The 16,565-nt window shown below is 67.6% G+C and carries 14 protein-coding genes and 1 tRNA gene; 7 read left to right on the top strand and 8 right to left on the bottom strand.

Annotated elements, in window-relative coordinates; genetic code table 11:
* Positions 1-226: 226 nt before the first annotated feature.
* Positions 227-1,210: a helix-turn-helix domain-containing protein gene (locus tag DAT37_RS15200; RefSeq protein ID WP_109525347.1), complete on the bottom strand. Its 984-nt coding sequence runs from the start codon at positions 1,208-1,210 to the stop codon at positions 227-229.
* Between the two features lie 146 nt (positions 1,211-1,356).
* Positions 1,357-2,109, bottom strand: coding sequence for a M23 family metallopeptidase (locus DAT37_RS15195; protein ID WP_232839757.1), 753 nt, complete (start codon positions 2,107-2,109; stop codon positions 1,357-1,359).
* Positions 2,110-2,457: 348 nt separating this feature from the next.
* Here DAT37_RS15195 and DAT37_RS15190 point away from each other — a divergent pair, with 348 nt between their 5' ends.
* Both DAT37_RS15190 and DAT37_RS15185 read left to right on the top strand, forming a co-directional pair.
* The gene (locus DAT37_RS15190; RefSeq protein WP_198654274.1) at positions 2,458-3,504 is read left to right on the top strand and encodes an NAD(P)H-dependent flavin oxidoreductase; all 1,047 of its coding nucleotides are present in this window, start codon (positions 2,458-2,460) and stop codon (positions 3,502-3,504) included.
* Between the two features lie 69 nt (positions 3,505-3,573).
* Positions 3,574-3,966, top strand: a complete 393-nt coding sequence (locus DAT37_RS15185) for an SCO5389 family protein (RefSeq protein WP_109525344.1) — start codon at positions 3,574-3,576, stop codon at positions 3,964-3,966.
* Between the two features lie 236 nt (positions 3,967-4,202).
* Here the strand turns inward: DAT37_RS15185 and DAT37_RS15180 are convergent, their stop codons facing one another.
* From DAT37_RS15180 to DAT37_RS15170, 3 genes are all read right to left on the bottom strand, one after another.
* The gene (locus DAT37_RS15180) at positions 4,203-5,849 is read right to left on the bottom strand and encodes a long-chain fatty acid--CoA ligase (protein WP_109525648.1); all 1,647 of its coding nucleotides are present in this window, start codon (positions 5,847-5,849) and stop codon (positions 4,203-4,205) included.
* A gap of 147 nt (positions 5,850-5,996) precedes the next feature.
* On the bottom strand, positions 5,997-7,082 hold the full coding sequence (locus DAT37_RS15175) for a cation diffusion facilitator family transporter (protein ID WP_109525343.1): 1,086 nt from the start codon (positions 7,080-7,082) through the stop codon (positions 5,997-5,999).
* Complete coding sequence (locus DAT37_RS15170; protein ID WP_109525342.1) at positions 7,079-7,471, bottom strand: ArsR/SmtB family transcription factor; 393 nt, start codon at positions 7,469-7,471, stop codon at positions 7,079-7,081. Before DAT37_RS15170 ends, DAT37_RS15175 begins: the two co-directional genes overlap by 4 nt.
* A 123-nt stretch (positions 7,472-7,594) precedes the next feature.
* On the opposite strand from DAT37_RS15170, the gene DAT37_RS15165 reads away from it, so the two are divergent.
* From DAT37_RS15165 to DAT37_RS15150, 4 genes are all read left to right on the top strand, one after another.
* Complete coding sequence (locus DAT37_RS15165) at positions 7,595-8,737, top strand: acyl-CoA dehydrogenase family protein (RefSeq protein WP_109525341.1); 1,143 nt, start codon at positions 7,595-7,597, stop codon at positions 8,735-8,737.
* Between the two features lie 169 nt (positions 8,738-8,906).
* A complete protein-coding gene (locus tag DAT37_RS15160; protein ID WP_109525340.1) occupies positions 8,907-10,379 on the top strand; it encodes a flavin-containing monooxygenase in 1,473 nt (490 codons plus the stop codon).
* A 76-nt stretch (positions 10,380-10,455) separates the two neighbouring features.
* A complete protein-coding gene (locus tag DAT37_RS15155) occupies positions 10,456-11,277 on the top strand; it encodes a hypothetical protein (RefSeq protein WP_109525339.1) in 822 nt (273 codons plus the stop codon).
* Between the two features lie 117 nt (positions 11,278-11,394).
* Positions 11,395-11,467: transfer RNA gene (locus tag DAT37_RS15150), tRNA-Arg, on the top strand.
* Positions 11,468-12,012: 545 nt separating this feature from the next.
* Here the strand turns inward: DAT37_RS15150 and DAT37_RS15140 are convergent.
* Entirely contained in the window at positions 12,013-12,621 is a 609-nt protein-coding gene (locus tag DAT37_RS15140) for a Uma2 family endonuclease (RefSeq protein WP_109525647.1), read from the bottom strand.
* Positions 12,622-12,832: 211 nt separating this feature from the next.
* Positions 12,833-13,612: an alpha/beta fold hydrolase gene (locus DAT37_RS15135; RefSeq protein WP_109525338.1), complete on the bottom strand. Its 780-nt coding sequence runs from the start codon at positions 13,610-13,612 to the stop codon at positions 12,833-12,835.
* Between the two features lie 57 nt (positions 13,613-13,669).
* Between DAT37_RS15135 and DAT37_RS15130 the strand changes: the two genes are divergently transcribed.
* Entirely contained in the window at positions 13,670-15,436 is a 1,767-nt protein-coding gene (locus tag DAT37_RS15130) for a GNAT family N-acetyltransferase (protein ID WP_109525337.1), read from the top strand.
* A 197-nt stretch (positions 15,437-15,633) separates the two neighbouring features.
* On the opposite strand, the gene DAT37_RS15125 is transcribed toward DAT37_RS15130, so the two are convergent.
* Complete coding sequence (locus DAT37_RS15125; RefSeq protein WP_109525336.1) at positions 15,634-16,125, bottom strand: hypothetical protein; 492 nt, start codon at positions 16,123-16,125, stop codon at positions 15,634-15,636.
* Positions 16,126-16,565: the final 440 nt, after the last annotated feature.

The following is a 16,565-nucleotide window of genomic DNA, read 5'->3' as shown; positions in this document are numbered from 1 at the left end:
GCAGTCCGGCGAACCCCATCCATCGGTGTCCAGCATTCCTCTCGGTCGAGCTCACACAATTGCGCCGAAACCCACCAACCCGGCTGGATTCCGGCGCGCGCGGCACCGGCGTCGAACAAAGCAAGAGGAATGATTCGGGCGTTTCGGCCCAATCAGATCACAGGAATCGGCGTCGCGCCGTGGGAGCGGCAACCGGCTGGGATCGGGCGAATTCGCAGTTGCTAGATCATAGCCATCCCCGTCTCGTGGCCTGCACACCGGCCTGGAATCGGGTACTCGCACCGAGTCTTTCCAGCAGCCGGGCGGTCCGCCGGACCACCGTGCGCCGCGACATTCCGAGCCTGCGCGCGATGGTGTCGTCGGTCGCGCCGAGACCCATCAGCGTCAGGATCGCCCTGTCGCGTTCATCGAGTTCGTCGGCGGTCGGATTCACCGAGATGGGCGCGGCCAGCGACCACAGCACATCGAAGGTCTTGACGATCAGTCGCAGCGCGGGCGAGCCGGTGATGCGCAATCCCATCGGATCGGGACGGCGCTCGTCGGCGTGCAGCACCAGACTCGCGCGATCGTCGTCGCAGATGATCACCTTGAGCGGCGGGTCGGGCAGGGTCCTGGCGTGCGCCCCGACGGCATTGGTGGCCAGCGCGTGTCGCAGCCGCTCCGGATCCTGGTAGATCGCGTCCTGGTAGAGGGTCTGGTAGCGGATGCCCGCACCCAGGCGAGCGCGCTTGAGCAGGAACAACTGCTGTTCACGATCGGGATCGCTCAGATACGGCGGACGTTCGATGACCTTGACGCAGCCGCGCGCCGCATGCTGGATCTCCTCGAAATCGGCCAGCATCTCCAGGCGTTCGTACACCGGAACCACCGCGCCGTTGCCGCGCGGGGACCGGCGCACCGAGCGGAAGGTCTCACTCAGTCGCGCCGCGGAGGCGTGCATCTGGTTGATCGCGTGCTGACGCCGTTTCGCCTCGGATTCCGACAGCGATTCGGGCGCATGCGCGTCCCAGACCGGTTCGCCGTCGCCGTTGTCGAGACGGACCGCGGCCTGCAATTCGCACAGGACCTCGAGGGAGGCGGCGGCGGACTCGAGGGAAACGCTCAGGTGGCGCGCGATATCGGCAAGTCCGGATCGCGGATGGTGGACCAGCGCGGCATAGGCTCTGCCGTGCGGTGATCCAGGCTCGAAGATATCGCCAAGCTCGGTCACGGGCCGAGCCTAACGACCCGCAGGGCGTCACGGGTCCGCATGAGCGGACAGATTCGCCGGGTAGTCATCGAACCGCTTCGCGTCGGTGCATGGTGCCCCTGCCCGTTCGGGTGTGAGGTGTGGAACCGCAAGCCCGGCAGCGATACTCAGTGCTGCGACGGGCCCCAGTGCATCGGAACGCCCTTGTCGGCGAGATAGGGCATCGGGTCGATCTTGCTGCCACCCTGATCCCAGATCTCCAGGTGCAGATGCGGTCCGGTCGACTGACCCCGGTTGCCGACGGTGGCGATGACATCGCCCGCGCGCACCTTCTGGCCCGCCTGCACGAGCATGTCGTTCACGTGACCGTAAACCGCTGTGGTGCCGTCTTCTTGGAGTACGCGCACCCACAGGCCGAAGCCCGAGGCCGGTCCCGCTTCGATAACCGTGCCGTTGCTCACCGAATGAATCGGAGCGCCCAGGTAATCGGCGAAGTCGAGGCCGTAGTGCATTTCACCCCAACGGCTTCCGAATCCGGAGCTGATGGCGCCACCGACCGGACGCACCGCGGCGGGCGCGGGGGCGACCTGCTGCTGCACGCCCTTGAGGATGTCCTCGACCTGCGACAGCGGACCGGCGATCTCAGGGGGGAGGTTGCCGATACCGAACGGCGCGGCGATCGGCGCGGCGACGGGAATCGCGGCGGCCGGAGTCGTGGCGGCGGCGGTCTCGACGGTCTCGGCCGGGGCGTCGAACTTCGCCTGGGTGGTCGAGATGTCACTGCCCTTGAACGTGATCGGCTCGATGGCCTGGGCCGCGTCCTCGGCGTCGTGATCCGAGAGCGGGGCCGCGATGGCGGGAGCGACCTGCGACAGGGTGCCGATGATGGCGCCCGCCGCGACGGCGGCGCTGGCGGCCATCTTCACTCGCTCGGCGGAGCTCGACTCGACGCGATGTCGTGTCGGCCGACCCGAAACGCAGCCTTCGCCGATGAGGCTCATGACGGTGATGGAACTGGGGCCTACCCGGTGCTGCGACAAAGCTTCGTCCTAGCTTCCGACTACATTGAAGAACGAAGCCCGACGGGATTACCCCGTTCGGTGAACCCGAAACTATGTAACGTTTCGGCCTCCGTTGTGATGGGAACTCTACCCCGTCGTGACCATTTCGCAACCTTCGATACCAATCTTTTTGTTTCGCGCCAGGTCACATGCGTTTTTCGAAGGTTACGGACAGGCTGCCGAACGAAAGTAGGCCAGACTCGAGCCGTGATCATCGACGAATTGCGCGTCCCGATCGTCCTCGCCCCGATGGCGGGCGGACCGTCCACTCCCGAGCTCACCGTCGCCGTGACCGAAGCGGGCGGCTTCGGCATCCTCGCGGCGGGTTACCTGAGCGCGACCGAGGTCGCCGCGCGAATAGCGACCACCCGCGCCGCGACCGACGCCGCGTTCGGGGTCAACCTGTTCGTCCCCGGCCCGGCGACCCCGCCCGCGCGATTCGCCGACTATCTGGCCGAGATCGGCGCCGACCACGACCTCGGCGCGCCCCGATACGACACCGACGACTGGGCAGCCGAACTCGACCTGCTCGTCGAATCCCCGGTCGCGGTGGTGACCTGCACCTTCGGCTGCCCCGCGCGAGCCGAGATCGCCAGACTGCACGCGGTCGGCTCCGAGGTCTGGGTGACGGTGACCTCGGTCGCCGAGGCGCTGATCGCCGTCGATGCGGGAGCCGACGTCCTCATCGCGCAGGGCTCGGAGGCGGGCGGACACCGGGCCACCTTCACCGATCGGGTGACCGACGACGCCGTCGATCCGCTCGGCCTGCTCGCGCTGCTGCAACTGCTCGACGCCGCGGTGGACCTGCCGATCGTGGCCACCGGCGGCATCACCACCGGCGCCGGTATCGCCGCCGCGCTCGCGGCGGGCGCGGCGGCGGTCCAATTGGGCACGGTCTTCCTGCGCTGCCCGGAAGCCGGAACCAATCCGGTGCACCGCGACGCGGTCGGCACCTCCGAGCCCACCATGCTCACCCGCGCGTTCACCGGCCGCAGGGCACGCGGGGTGCGCAACGGATTCATGGTCGAACATTCGGCGAACGCGCCTGTCGCCTATCCCGAAATCCATTACGCCACCGCGCCGTTGCGGGCACGGGCGCGCGCGGCGGGCAACCGCGACGATGTCAACCTGTGGGCGGGTCAGACGCAGGCGCTGACGCCGGAGCTACCCGCGGGCGATCTGGTGCGCACACTGGCCGCCGACACGAAAACCGCACTCGATAAAGCACTTTCACGCCGAATCCAGCCTTGTTGACAACCACTTTCGATTAGACTTCGGGGACATCGCACCGCCCATCCACCCCATCCCCAGGAGGAGAGCGCCATGTCCCTCGATGTTCCCGCAGCAATACTCGAACGCGCAGAAGCCGGTGAGGTCGACGACGCCGACTTCGCCGAAGTCGTACGAACCTCACTGCCGTACGCGTGGGAAGTGGTCAGCCGGGTGGCCGGCGAACTGGAGTCGGGGTCGGAGGAATACGCCGACAATCTGGTCGCGCCGCCGGACGAGGTGGCCCGCGGCCAACTGTTGCGCGCCATGGCCTCCGACGCGATTCGCGGCGGCCTGGAACGGCATTTCAAGGTCAAACTGGCCTTCCAGAACTGCCACCGGGTGGCGGCCTTCCCGCTGTCCGCGGTCGGCGGCGAGACCTACACCCGTTTCATCGGCACCAGGGCCCAGCTGTTGAACCAGAGCCCGGAACTGCGCAACTGCTGATTCCTCTCTCCTGAGAGGGCAGTCCGGCATCCGTCCCGAGGCAGGGGCCGCAACACGACGGGCGCGGAATCCGGTGTAGTCCCGGATTCCGCGCCCGTCGCGGTAGCGTTCTCGATTCCGCCGACTCGATTCCGCGGTCTCGATTCCGCGGTCTCGACTCAGCGGCCTCGACTCCGTGGGCTGAGCTCAGCGGCCTCAGCTCAGCGGCCTCAGCTCACTGGCCTCGACTCAGCGCCTCAGCTCAGTGTCGTGACAGTCAGATCGCCGTCGGCGAACTGGGCGCGCAGCCGCTTCTTGTCGAATTTGCCGACACTGGTCTTGGGTACCTCCGCGATGAAGGTCCAGCGTTCCGGCAGCTGCCATTTGGCGAATTTCCCGGACAGGAAGTCACGCAGTTCGGTGGCTTGCCCCTCCCCCGGCTCCGCGCCTTCCTTGAGCACGATCGCGACCAGCGGGCGCTCGTCCCATTTCTCGTCCGGCACACCGATCACCGCCGCCTCGGCGACCGAGGGATGCCCCATCACGGCGTTCTCCAGATCCACCGAGGAGATCCACTCACCGCCGGACTTGATGACGTCCTTGGAGCGGTCGACCAGTGTCAGGTAGCCGTTCGGGGTGATCTTGCCGACGTCGCCGGTGCGCAGCCAGCCGTCGTCGAACTTGTCCGGGTCGATCGTCGCGCCCTCCGGCGAGTAGTAGGAGCCGGTGATCCACGGGCCGCGAACCTCCAACTCACCCAGCGACTCTCCGTCGTTGGGCACCACCTTGCCCTCGTCGTCGACCAGGCGCGCCTGCACGGTCGCCGGGAATCGGCCCTGGGTGAAGCGGTACTCCCATTCCTCCTCGCCGGTCACCCCCGACGGCGGGTGCGCGACGCTGCCGAGCGGCGAGGTCTCGGTCATGCCCCAGGCGTGCAGGATGCGCACGCCGTGACGCTGTTCGAAGGCCTGCATCATCGCGGGCGGGACCGCCGAACCGCCGACCACGACGGTGCGAAGGTGGCTGATGTCCTGCGGTTTCGCTTCCAGACCCGCCAGCACGCCGCCCCAGATGGTCGGCACGGCCGCCGCGAAGGTCGGCTTCTCCGATTCCATCAGTTCCAGCAGCGGGCCGGGTTGCAGGAAACGGTCTGGCATCAGCACATTCGCGCCCGACATCAACGCGGCGTAGGGCAGACCCCAGGCGTTCGCGTGGAACAGCGGGACGATGGCGAGCACGGTGTCCGCCTCGGTGAAGCCCATGCTGTTGGGCGAGATCACCTGCATGGCGTGCAGCCAGTTGGACCGGTGCGAATACACCACGCCCTTGGGGTCGCCGGTGGTGCCCGAGGTGTAACACATGGCCGCCGCCGACCGTTCGTCGATCACCGGGTAGTCGTAGGTATCGGACTGCGCGGCAAGGAGTTCGGTGTAGGAGTGCACCCGCACGCCCTCGGGCGCCTCCAGTGCGGCGGCGTCGCCGTTGGCAACGATGACGTGGCGCACCGTCTTCAGATTCGGCAGGTACTGGGCGAACATCGGCAGCAGCGTGCCGTCCACGATGACCACCTGGTCCTCGGCGTGGTTGGCCACGTAGACCAACTGCTCGGGGAACAGCCGGATATTGAGGGCGTGCAGCACCGCGCCCATGGCGGGCGCCGCGATGTAGGCGACCATGTGCTCGTTGTTGTTCCACATGAAGGTCGCGACCCGGTCACCGACGCCGATGCCGAGCCCGCGCAGCGCGTTCGCCAGCCGCGCGGCCTCCGCGCCGAGTTCGCGGTAGGTCATGGTGCGCACGCCGGTTCCGGTCCATGTGGACACCGTGCTGTCGCCCTGGAACGTGGACGCGTATTTCAACAGCGTCGCCAGCGATAACGGCTCGTCCTGCATGGTGCTCAACATGGGAACTCCTTTATCCTCGGTGGCCGACATGAGCCACATCACACCGGAGAATGCTACCCACAAGTAGCAATCGCCCAGCGGCCTAAGCGGAATTGTCCCATTGATGAAGCTTCAACCGGCCGTGGTCGCGAGAACCCGGCCCGAACTTCACGACGCGTGCGCCGGATAGGCGTGGACCACCGCGGTATCCAGTCGCGGGACGACATGGACAAGAGTGTGCTCGGCCTCGTGCGCCAGTCTGTGGGCCTCGGCCAGGGTGATGGTGGAGGCGATATCCAATTCCACATCGGCGTGCAACCGATGCCCGATCCAGCGCATTCGCAGGCTGCGCACACCGAGAACACCCGAAGAACCCGCCAGCGCGCGCTCGGCAGACGAGACCAGGGCCGGTTCGACCCCGTCCATCAGCCGCCGGAATACATCACGCGCCGCGATCCGCAGAACCGCGAGGATCGCGACGGTGATGAGCAGGCCGACGAGCGGATCGGCGAGCGGGAAGCCGAGCGCGACCCCGCCCGCGCCGAACAGCACCGCGAGCGAGGTGAACCCGTCGGTCCTGGCGTGTAGCCCGTCGGCGACCAGGGCCGCCGAACCGATCCGCCGCCCCACCCTGATCCGATACAGCGCGACCGTCTCGTTCCCGAGGAATCCGATCACCCCGGCCGCCGCCACCGCGCCGAGATGCTGGATCGGCACCGGATCGATCAACCGACGCACCGCCTCGTACCCCGCGATCAGCGCCGACAGTGCGATCATGCCGACCACGAAGAGTCCGGCCAGATCCTCGGCCCGGCCGAAACCGTAGGTATAGCGACGGGTCGCGGCGCGCCGCCCCAGCACGAAGGCGATCCACAGCGGTACGGCGGTCAGCGCGTCGGAGAAGTTGTGGATCGTGTCCGCCGCCAGCGCCACCGAACCCGAGACCACCACGACGACGACCTGGAGCATCGCGGTGCATCCGAGCACGGCGAGGCTGATCTTCACCGCTCTGATCCCGATCGACCCCGCCTCCAGCGCGTCATCCACCTTGTCGGCCGGGTCGTGGGAATGCGGTACGAAGATCTCGCGCAGGATGCCACGGACCCCGTGCGGGTGATCGTGGCTGTGATGCCCCTGACCAGCATGGGCATGATGCCCGCCGTGGCTGTGCGCCGGCTGGTCAAGGTCGCGACCGTGCGCCTCTCCCTCCGGTCGCGAATCCTCACCGCCGACCGGCGGTTTTCCCGGGTTCATTCCGAAACCTCGCGATCCCGATCCGGCACGGCCCGGAGCGCGGCCGCGCGATGGTGCGACGGCACCCCCGGCCCCGCGTGTTCGGCGTTGTGCACCGCGTCGACCACCAGCCGCAGAATGTGCTCGTTCTCCAGGCTGTAGTAGATGGTCGTACCCGCCCGGCGCGGTCGGACCAGCCGGGCCATACGCAGTTTCGCGAGGTGCTGCGACACCGACGGCGCGGGTTTGCCGACCTGCCCCGCGAGATCGTTGACCGAGAGTTCACGCTCGACCAGTGCCCACAGGATGCGCACCCTGGTCGGGTCGGCCAGCATCCGGAAAACCTCGACGACCAGTCCCACCTGGTCTTCTGCCAGCGGAGGCCGCGATACTCCACTATCTGCATTCATACGCAGATAATAGATCGATCCCGACGGCCTGCCCAGTCCCGCTTCCGGCAGAAAACAATCAGTTAATAGCCACTAACTGGGGTCGCCCTACCGTCCGCGCAGGACAACCGGTAGAACAAGGGAATGCCAGTTGATCGGATGCTGCCGACAGAGGAGTCCCGGGATCTCATCGAGCTGACCCGCGATATCGCCGACAAAGTGCTCGAACCGCGGGTCGTCGACAGTGAGAAGACCGGCACCTTTCCCGAGGGCGTCTTCCCCGCGCTCGGCGCGGCCGGGCTGCTGAGCCTGCCGTATCCGGAGGAGTTCGGCGGCGGCGCGCAGCCCTACGAGGTCTACCTCCAGGTGCTGGAGGAATTGGCGAGCCGCTGGGCCGCGGTCGCGGTAGCGGTGAGTGTGCACAGCCTGTCGTGTCATCCGCTCTACGCCTTCGGCACCGAGGAACAGCAGGGGCGCTGGCTCGGCGACATGCTCTCGGGCGAAACCATCGGCGCCTACAGCCTTTCCGAGCCGCACGCCGGCTCCGACGCCGCCGCGCTGCGCTGCCGCGCCACCAAGGTCGACGGCGGATACCGCATCACCGGCTCGAAGGCGTGGATCACCAACGGCGGCCGCGCCGACTTCTACACCCTGTTCGCGCGCACCGGCGAGGGTTCCAAGGGCATCTCCTGCTTCCTCGTCCCCAAGGACACCGAGGGCCTGAGCTTCGGCAAGCCCGAGGAGAAGATGGGCCTGCGCGGCATCCCGACCACCACCGCCGCCTACGACGACGCGTTCATCCCCGCCGAACGCCTGGTCGGCGCCGAGGGCCAGGGCCTCACCATCGCCTTCAGCGCCCTCGATTCCGGCAGGCTCGGCATCGCCGCGGTCGCGACCGGCCTGGCCCAGCGCGCCCTCGACGACGCCGTCGCCTACGCCAAGGAGCGGGAGGCGTTCGGCCGCAACATCATCGACCACCAGGGCCTGGGCTTCCTGCTCGCCGATATGGCCGCCGCCGTGGATTCCGCGCGGGCCACCTACCTCGACGCCGCGCGCAGGCGCGACGCCGGACTGCCCTACTCCCGCCAGGCCAGCGTCGCCAAACTGATCGCCACCGACGCCGCGATGAAGGTCACCACCGACGCCGTGCAGGTCTTCGGCGGATACGGCTACACCCAGGACTTCCCGGTCGAGCGCTATATGCGCGAGGCCAAGGTCATGCAGATCTTCGAGGGCACCAACCAGATCCAGCGCCTCGTCATCGCCAGGGGTCTCGCCGCCAGCTGAGTTCACGCCTGGCCCGATGTCCTGATCGATGCCGCCCGCGTGGCGGTCGCGCAGGCCGTCGACGTGCTGAAGGCCGCACCGCACCTCTGACCGACGGATGGCCGAAAATATCGATTTGATGTCCGCCGTTCTCTCGGCAACCCGGGGGACGGCGTTCTAGGCTCGAAACATGACAGAGCCGTCCATCATCATCATCGGCGCCGGATTCGCCGGACTCGGAATGGCACTCGAGCTCCGGCGAGCCGGTCTGCACAACTTCACCATCCTGGAGAAGGCAGCCGATCTCGGTGGAGTCTGGCGCGAGAACACCTATCCCGGCGCCGCCTGCGACGTGCCTTCACCGCTGTACTCCTGGTCGTACGAGCCGAAGTCCGATTGGCCGCGGCGGTTCTCCGAGCAGGCCGATATCCACGCCTATATGCGGACGGTCGCCGAAAAGCACGATCTGCCGAGTTTCGTCCGCTTCGGCACCGAGGTCACCGACGCCGAATTCGACGAGAAGACCGGCCGCTGGCATATCACCACCGGCGACGGCGCGACCCTCACCGCCGACATCCTCATTCCCGCCGTCGGCCAGCTCTCACGCCCCGCCATGCCGAACCTGCCCGGTATCGACACCTTCCGCGGCGCGGCCTTCCATTCCGCCGAATGGGACCACGACGTCGACCTCACCGGTAAACGAGTGGCCTGCATCGGCACCGGAGCCAGTGCGATCCAATACATTCCGCGTATCCAGCCGCAGGTCGAACACCTCACCCTGTTCCAGCGGTCCGCGGCCTGGATCCTGCCGAAATTCGACACCGAATACAGTGCCGCGCACAAGAAGTTGTTCAAATACGTGCCGCCCGCCCGGCTCGCCGAACGCCTCGCGATCTGGTCGCTGTTCGAATTCCTCGCCCTGGCCCTGACCGATATCCCCGCGCTGAAGAACCCGGTCATCGCCCTCGCCGACCGGCACCGCGCCAAACAGGTCCTCGATCCCGAACTCCGCGCGAAACTCACCCCCGACTACGCCGCGGGCTGCAAACGCGGACTGTTCTCCAACGAATACTTCCCCGCGCTCGCCCAGCCGAACGTCACCGTCGAGACCACCGCGATCGAGGCCGTGACCCCCACCGGCATCCGCACCGTCGACGGCGTGGAACACCCCGTCGACGTGATCGTCTACGGCACCGGGTTCAAAGGCACCGAATTCCTCGCGCCGATGAACATCTACGGAACCGGCGGACGCAAACTCACCGACGTCTGGGGCGACGAAGGCGCACGCGCCTATCTCGGCGTCACCGTGCCGAACTTCCCGAACCTGTTCATGATGTACGGACCGAACACCAATGTCGGCTCCGGTTCCATCATCTACATGCTCGAATCCCAAGCCCGCTATATCCGCCAGGCGGTGCAGTACCTGTCCGGCCGCACCGGCCATTTCCTCGCCCCCCGCGCCGACGCCGAACAGCAATGGGACGACTGGTTGCAGCGTCGTTTGAAGGACACCCCCTGGAATTTCTGTTCCAGCTGGTACCGCAACGCCTCCGGCCGAATCACCAACAACTGGCCCGGCGCGACCGTGCTCTACCGGTGGAAGACGAAGACCTTCGATCCGGCGAATTACGTGGAGGCGAAAGGCGAACGCGCACTGCGCTGATTCGCCGCTCAGCCGGGTCTCAGCAATCCGCCGGTAAACTCGGGGATATTCGCATCCGCCGACGGAAGGCAGGCCGATGACCTGGCTGTACCTCCTCCTCGCCGTCGCGGTCGTCGCCACCCTTTTCATCGTGGTATCCCGCCGATCCCAGCAGCGCACCGCGACCGAACTCGCCGACGCACTGGCCGACGCCCGCCAGGTCAACGAACGCCTCGGCGGCCAGATCTACAACCTCACCGGCACCGACGACGCCTCCCGGCAAGCCCTCGTCGACGCCTCCGAACGCCACCTCGCCGCAGGCTCCCAACTCGACCAGTCCCGCACCCCCACCCAAGCCCGCCTCGCCAGGCAAACCGCGATCGAGGGCCTCTACTACATCCGCGCCGCCCGCACCGCGATGGGCATGGACCCCGGCCCCACCGTCCCCGAACTCGAAGGCCGCTCCGCCGCGGGCACCGTCAGCGAAGACCGCGTCATCGACTACGACGGCCGCCGAATAGCCGCCTCCCCCAACCCTTCCCGCTCCACCCCCAACTACTACCCCGGCGGCCGAGTCGCCGGCCGCCCCGTCCCCGCGGGCTGGTACTCCGAACCCTGGTGGCAACCCGCCCTCGTCGCGGGCGCCTGGGGCATCGGCTCCGCCCTCCTCTTCACCTCCCTCTTCTCCGGCATGTCCGGCGTCGGCTACGGAGCGCAGGGATTCGAGAGCGGATACGGCGAGGGATACCAGGACGGCCTCGACGCGGGCGGCTCCGACCCCGGACCCGACCAAGGCGGCGATCCCGGCGCAGACTCCGGTGGCGGCTGGGACGGCGGTTCCGGCGGCGACTGGGGCGGAGGCGGCTTCGACGGCGGCGGAGGCTTCGACGGCGGCGGAGGCTTCGACGGCGGATTCTGATCCCGCCCGAAAACCCCTGCACACAACCCCTCCCCACCCCTCACGCACCCACCGAGCCCGACACGATGCGGCTCCTACCGGGTGCACCCGGTAGACTGCGGTCGTCCCACCAGACCAGCCTTCGTAGCTCAGGGGATAGAGCACCGCTCTCCTAAAGCGGGTGTCGCAGGTTCGAATCCTGCCGAGGGCACATCGTTTGCGGGTCAGGCCGTAGCCTCACCCGACTGGACGGCCCCAGAACCCCGACCTAGGCAGGCTTTCGGGACGAGCGTCGAACGGATACGCAGTCAGGATTTCCACAGTGCATCGAGCGGAACAACGAATGCGCCTTCCTCATTGAGGACCACCACCGGCTCCTCGGTCATCCACCGCCGTCAGCCGTCGGTGAGCGATTCCGGTGAGTGTGCCGTCGATACAGCTGGTATGGCGTTCTCTTCCGCGTTTACAGCAGTTATTTTCCGCATTTGCACCCGCCATCTCTCGGCGTTCGCGTGATGCCGCACAGGCCCGGGTTCCCGTCCCACGGCTCCCAGCGCAACGAAACGGTCGCTCTACCGGAGAGGCGAAAGTGGCCCGGTGAGCGCCGGGCCTACCTGTGGCGTGCCACGTCCTCGCACAGGATGCTCGGCCACCGTGCGAGATCGTCCGGCGTGTGCGCGGTCTCCATCGTCGCCTTCGGCAGCAGACCCACCAGCGCCTCGGCGGTCGACACCGGATGGGCGGGGTCGTCGATTATCAGAAAACCAGCTTCGACCAGGGAAAATTTATCGAAAATGGATAGGGGAACGACACCCCGGCCGCGGCATCGGGAGTCCACTCACCAGCCAGAAGGTAATTCGCGTTCCGGAGCGGGCGCACACCTGGCGGAAGCTCAGCATGTCCGATCTCCAAAACGTACGCGCGCAGAGCGCCGATACCGGTGAGGTCCTGTCGCAGGTCGACTTCCCAGTACGAGGGGATACCGCCGCCCGCGTACCGCGCCTTTTTCGCTTCGATGTCGGCCGGGGTATTCGACGGTGAGAGCACCTCGCCGACCAACACCGTGTCCGCCGCACGAACGTCGGCACCCGGTGGAAGACAACGATGCATCATGAAGTCCGGTGTCACGAAGTCGGACTTGCCGGTGTACCCGAAGAAGACGTTGGTCTCCAGGTTCACTCGCCAACACCGTTGCGGATGCGACAGCATCTCGTCACTCGCACAGCGTTCTATTTCGTGAGTCAAGCGGCGCATCGCCATCTGATGTTCTCCGGGGCCTCGCCGCAGCCACACGACTCGGCCGTCCCACAGCTCGATCTGCGCGGCGATCTCCTCGGGCAACTTCTCGAGCTCTTCCCAGGTCATGGACTCGGGAAGGTCGGGACGCTCACCGCACGGCGTGCTCGGCATGACCATCGACTCATGCTACCCACGGCGCGACCTCCATGAACTCGACGACGACCAATGCCCGGGCACACGCAGTGGCCGTGGGGCAGATCGGTAGAACGCGGCATGGCCGGTGAGCGGGGTGACGGCGCGGAAATCGCGTTGGTCGAGTGTCAAAACCTGTGTCCGCCTACCGGTGTCGCGCCACGTCCTCGCACAGAATGCTCGGCCACCGCGCGAGATCGTCCGGCGTGTGCGCGATCTCCATCGTCGCCTTCGGCAGCAGACCCACCAGCGCCTCGGCGGTCGACACCGGATGGGCGGGGTCATCGATCCAGGCCAACACCGTCGTCGGCACCTCGATCGCGGTGATCGCCTCCGGCGCGGGCAGGTCGCTCATCGCCGCACCGCGGAACAGTGAGGGCAGGAGGTGTTCGGCCACGTCCGGACCGGTTTCCGGCGTTCCGACGGTGGCGGGCGGGCGGGGCGCGGCGAGATCGGCGTCGAGGAAGGCGGCGAGGCCCTGTTCCTCGATCAGGCGGGCGTTCTTGCGGTAGATGTCGGCCTTCGCGGCGCGGGTCTGCCAGGCGGTCGCGGGTACGAGCAGCGTGAGGCCCGCGAAGCGGGCGGGGTCGAGGACGGCGGCGTGCAGCAGTGTTCCGGTGCCCATCGAAGGACCGACGCCGTGCACCTTCTCACCGGGGAACCAGTGGTCGAGCAGTTTCAGGAGGTCGTCGGCGAGCGCGGGCCAGCGGTAGTCCTCGGGGACGGCGCGTCCGGTCGAGTGGCCGTGGCCGCGCGCGTCGTAGCGCAGCAGTCGGGTTCCACTGAGTCCGCGGCCGAGATCGAGGTCCATCAGGCGGTCGCGATGACGGCTGGAGGTGAGGCCGTGGAGTTGGACGACGGGGTGGCCACCCTCGTCGCTGAGTTCGACATCGAGGTCGGCGCCGGGAACGCGGAAGGTCGGCACGGTGGCTCCAGGGTGCTGGTGAGACGGCGAGCGCTCGGGAACGCCTAGGATACCGTCATGCGGCTGACCAATGTCGCGCACCTGCGCCTGCCGTTCGGCCGCCTGTTGGGCTTCGATGTCACCACGGGTCGGGTGGGCCGTTCGCTTCCCGTCTCCTTCGATCAGCGACGCCACGTCGGCGCGGGCGACCGAGCGGGATCCTGGATGGCGTTGTCGTTCAGGCTTTCCGCGCCGGTGCTGCCCGACGAACTCGCGACCGCCTGGTTGGCGGTGATCGAACGGCACGGCACCCTGCGCTCGGTCTTCGTGCCGGGCGAGGACGGCGAGCCTGGGCTGCACGAGGTCGATATTCTCCCCGGCGGTTGGGTCGAGCATGTGATCGCTCCGGGGCAGGCGGTCAACGACGCGCTCCGCGTGGTGCTCGACCGTGCTTGTTCACCGTACGGTCGTCCGTCGCACCGGCTGTGTGTGCTCGAGACCGCGATGGGGCCGACGGTGGTGATCGCCGCCGACCATTCGCACGTCGACATGTGGTCGATGCTGGTGATCGCGCGCGATCTGCTCGCCGCGCTGGCCGCGGTGCAGAAGGGTGGTTCGCCGTCGTTACCGCCCGCACCCGCGTTCGCGGAGCACACCCGCGCGTTGCGGGACCGCCCGCCCGCGCCCCCCGAAGTGCACCGTCGGTGGACGGAGGTGCTGGCGGGCAGCGGTGGCGTGATGCCGCGGTTCCCGCTGTCGCTGGGTGAGGCGACGTTGCAGGAGGAGCGCGTGGAAGTGCGCGATGTCCTCGACGTCGACGACAGCGCCGCGTTCTCGGCGCAGGCCCGCGACGACGGCGTCTCGACCTTGGCGCTGGTGGTCGGGGCGATGACCGAGGTGACCCGCGAGTTGGCGGGCACCGCATTGCGGGCCGTGTTTCCGGTGCACAGCCGGTACGACACCACCTGGCACGACTCGGTGGGGTGGTTCATCACCAACTCGGTGCTCGAGTCCGCCGACTCCGATCCCCGTGCCAGCGCGGAGGCGGTGAAGGAGGCCGTCCGGATGGGATCCTGGCCACTGGCCGACATCTTGCGTCCGTGGGGCGGGATGCCCGAGGCACCGGGGATGTTCGCGATTTCGTGGCTTGACCTGCGTCGGCTGCCTGTGCGAGTCGACGCGACCGGTTTGGAGGCGCAGTACGTCGGCGCGACGATTCGGACCGACGGCGTCATGCTCTGGTTCGTCCTCGACGAGGCGGGCCTGCATCTGCGCTGCCGGTACCCGGACACCCCCGAGGCCAGGCGGCACGTCGGCGGCTGGCTGGACACGCTGATCGCCCGGCTGCGAGCACGGGCGCGGGCTTCGGTCGGCGGTCGACTCCGACTCGGCGATCGGATCTATCGTGTGCAGCGGGCGGCGCGTGCCGATGTCCCCGCGCTGGTCGCGCTGCTCTCCGACGACGAGATCGGCGGTGCCCGTGAGGGTTCCGAGATCGCCCGCTACGAGGAGGCGTACGACGCCGTCACCAGGGACGCCTCGCACTATCTGGCGGTGGTCCGGGACGAGGACGACCGGATCGTCGGCACCATGCAGCTCACCATCATTCCCGGGCTTTCCCGCAGCGGCACCACCCGCCTCCAGATCGAGGGAGTACGGGTCGCCGCCACGCAACGCTCACGCGGTATCGGAACCGCGATGCTCGAATGGGCGCACGACCACGGCAGGCACCGAGGGGCGACACTCGCGCAGGTGACCACGGACCGGGTCCGCGAGCGAGCCCATACCTTCTACGCGCGGCTCGGATACGGCAACAGTCACGTCGGGCTCAAGCGGGCGCTCTGACCGGCGCGCGCTCGGGGTCGAGGGCGGCGCCTCGCCCGACGTCCGATGATGACCGAACCGCCGTTGCCGCCTTGGTCAGAGCTTCCGCCGCCACTCCCCACGCCTACTTCGGCGCGGGCCGAACGGGCGAGGTGACCCCGCAGAACCGGGCATCGGCCCGCGGCGCAAACCCCACCTCGCCCGAATACAGACGGCCTTCAGCGACGCGCCGCACGCAGGCGTGCCAACGCCTCCGCCGGGACGATCTCGCGGGGAACGAAGAAGCCGCTGGTTCCCCTCGGTTGAAGGTAGACAACGTCCCCGCTGACGATGACCCGCTTGATGTCGACGTATCGATTGGTGACCTGACCGCTGCTCTGATGCAGTTCCATCGCGTCGGTGGTGTAGCGCGCCGACATCCGCTGTCCCGGACCGGCGATCGCGAGGAACGCGGGATTCACCCGGGCCAGTTGGACACCGGTGATCAGCGCGACCACCACCAGTTCGAAAGCCAGCACGACGAGGAACGCGCCCAGCATCTCGCCGATCTTCGCGTCTCCCCCGTTGGACATCGTCGCGATCGTCCCGCGCGCGAGCAGGAACGCGGGCAGGGCGAGCAGGACTCCCCATTTGCACGGCAGCCGCCAGGTGATCAGCGCTCGGCCGCGAGTCAGCCGCCGCGCGGTGTTCTCGTCGCAGACGTACGTCACATCGATCGGCTGGTCGGGGTGGGATGGCGCGAAGCCACCATGCTGACCCGAAAACCCTTGCTGCTGTGGCGGATAGATCGGATTGCCGTGTGCCGGTCGAGGCGCGTAACCCTGGGGATGACTCGGCGGCGGCGCGATTCCGGGCTGTGGCGCGAACCCTGCTGCCCCTGTGGCGGATACCCCGGCTGGCCCTCTCGACCATATGGCTGTTGTGGATACACGATCTCCCCCTTCGAACGTAGACGCCCTGCAATCTACCTCCACTGTCGGACAGGACATCGACGGCTGCCGCGTTCATCGGTGGTCGCAGTTGATCAACGCCGCAACCACTTTCGAGCACCGACGGGCCTATCCCCTTCGACGCGGAGTGCGTCCCGACACGCCGCAGGCGAAATATTCGCTGGCGGCAACCAGCCCGGACACGGGATCATCGATCACCT

This window comes from Nocardia aurea (genome assembly GCF_003123685.1).
In the GTDB taxonomy this organism is placed as follows: Bacteria; Actinomycetota; Actinomycetes; order Mycobacteriales; family Mycobacteriaceae; genus Nocardia; species Nocardia aurea.
The sequence above is the reverse complement of the archived record's forward strand: the minus strand, read 5'-3'. Positions and strand labels throughout refer to the sequence as shown.

What these genes read in the sequence shown, in the direction of transcription:
- DAT37_RS15185 (WP_109525344.1), top strand. Translation starts at nt 3,574, where the DNA reads ATGTCCCTCGATGTTCCCGCAGCAATACTCGAACGCGCAGAAGCCGGT.
- DAT37_RS15160 (WP_109525340.1), top strand. Translation starts at nt 8,907, where the DNA reads ATGACAGAGCCGTCCATCATCATCATCGGCGCCGGATTCGCCGGACTC.
- DAT37_RS15195 (WP_232839757.1), bottom strand. Translation starts at nt 2,109, where the DNA reads ATGGCCGCCAGCGCCGCCGTCGCGGCGGGCGCCATCATCGGCACCCTG.
- DAT37_RS15130 (WP_109525337.1), top strand. Translation starts at nt 13,670, where the DNA reads ATGCGGCTGACCAATGTCGCGCACCTGCGCCTGCCGTTCGGCCGCCTG.
- DAT37_RS15155 (WP_109525339.1), top strand. Translation starts at nt 10,456, where the DNA reads ATGACCTGGCTGTACCTCCTCCTCGCCGTCGCGGTCGTCGCCACCCTT.
- DAT37_RS15140 (WP_109525647.1), bottom strand. Translation starts at nt 12,621, where the DNA reads ATGACCTGGGAAGAGCTCGAGAAGTTGCCCGAGGAGATCGCCGCGCAG.
- DAT37_RS15180 (WP_109525648.1), bottom strand. Translation starts at nt 5,849, where the DNA reads ATGTTGAGCACCATGCAGGACGAGCCGTTATCGCTGGCGACGCTGTTG.
- DAT37_RS15170 (WP_109525342.1), bottom strand. Translation starts at nt 7,471, where the DNA reads ATGAATGCAGATAGTGGAGTATCGCGGCCTCCGCTGGCAGAAGACCAG.
- DAT37_RS15175 (WP_109525343.1), bottom strand. Translation starts at nt 7,082, where the DNA reads ATGAACCCGGGAAAACCGCCGGTCGGCGGTGAGGATTCGCGACCGGAG.
- DAT37_RS15165 (WP_109525341.1), top strand. Translation starts at nt 7,595, where the DNA reads ATGCCAGTTGATCGGATGCTGCCGACAGAGGAGTCCCGGGATCTCATC.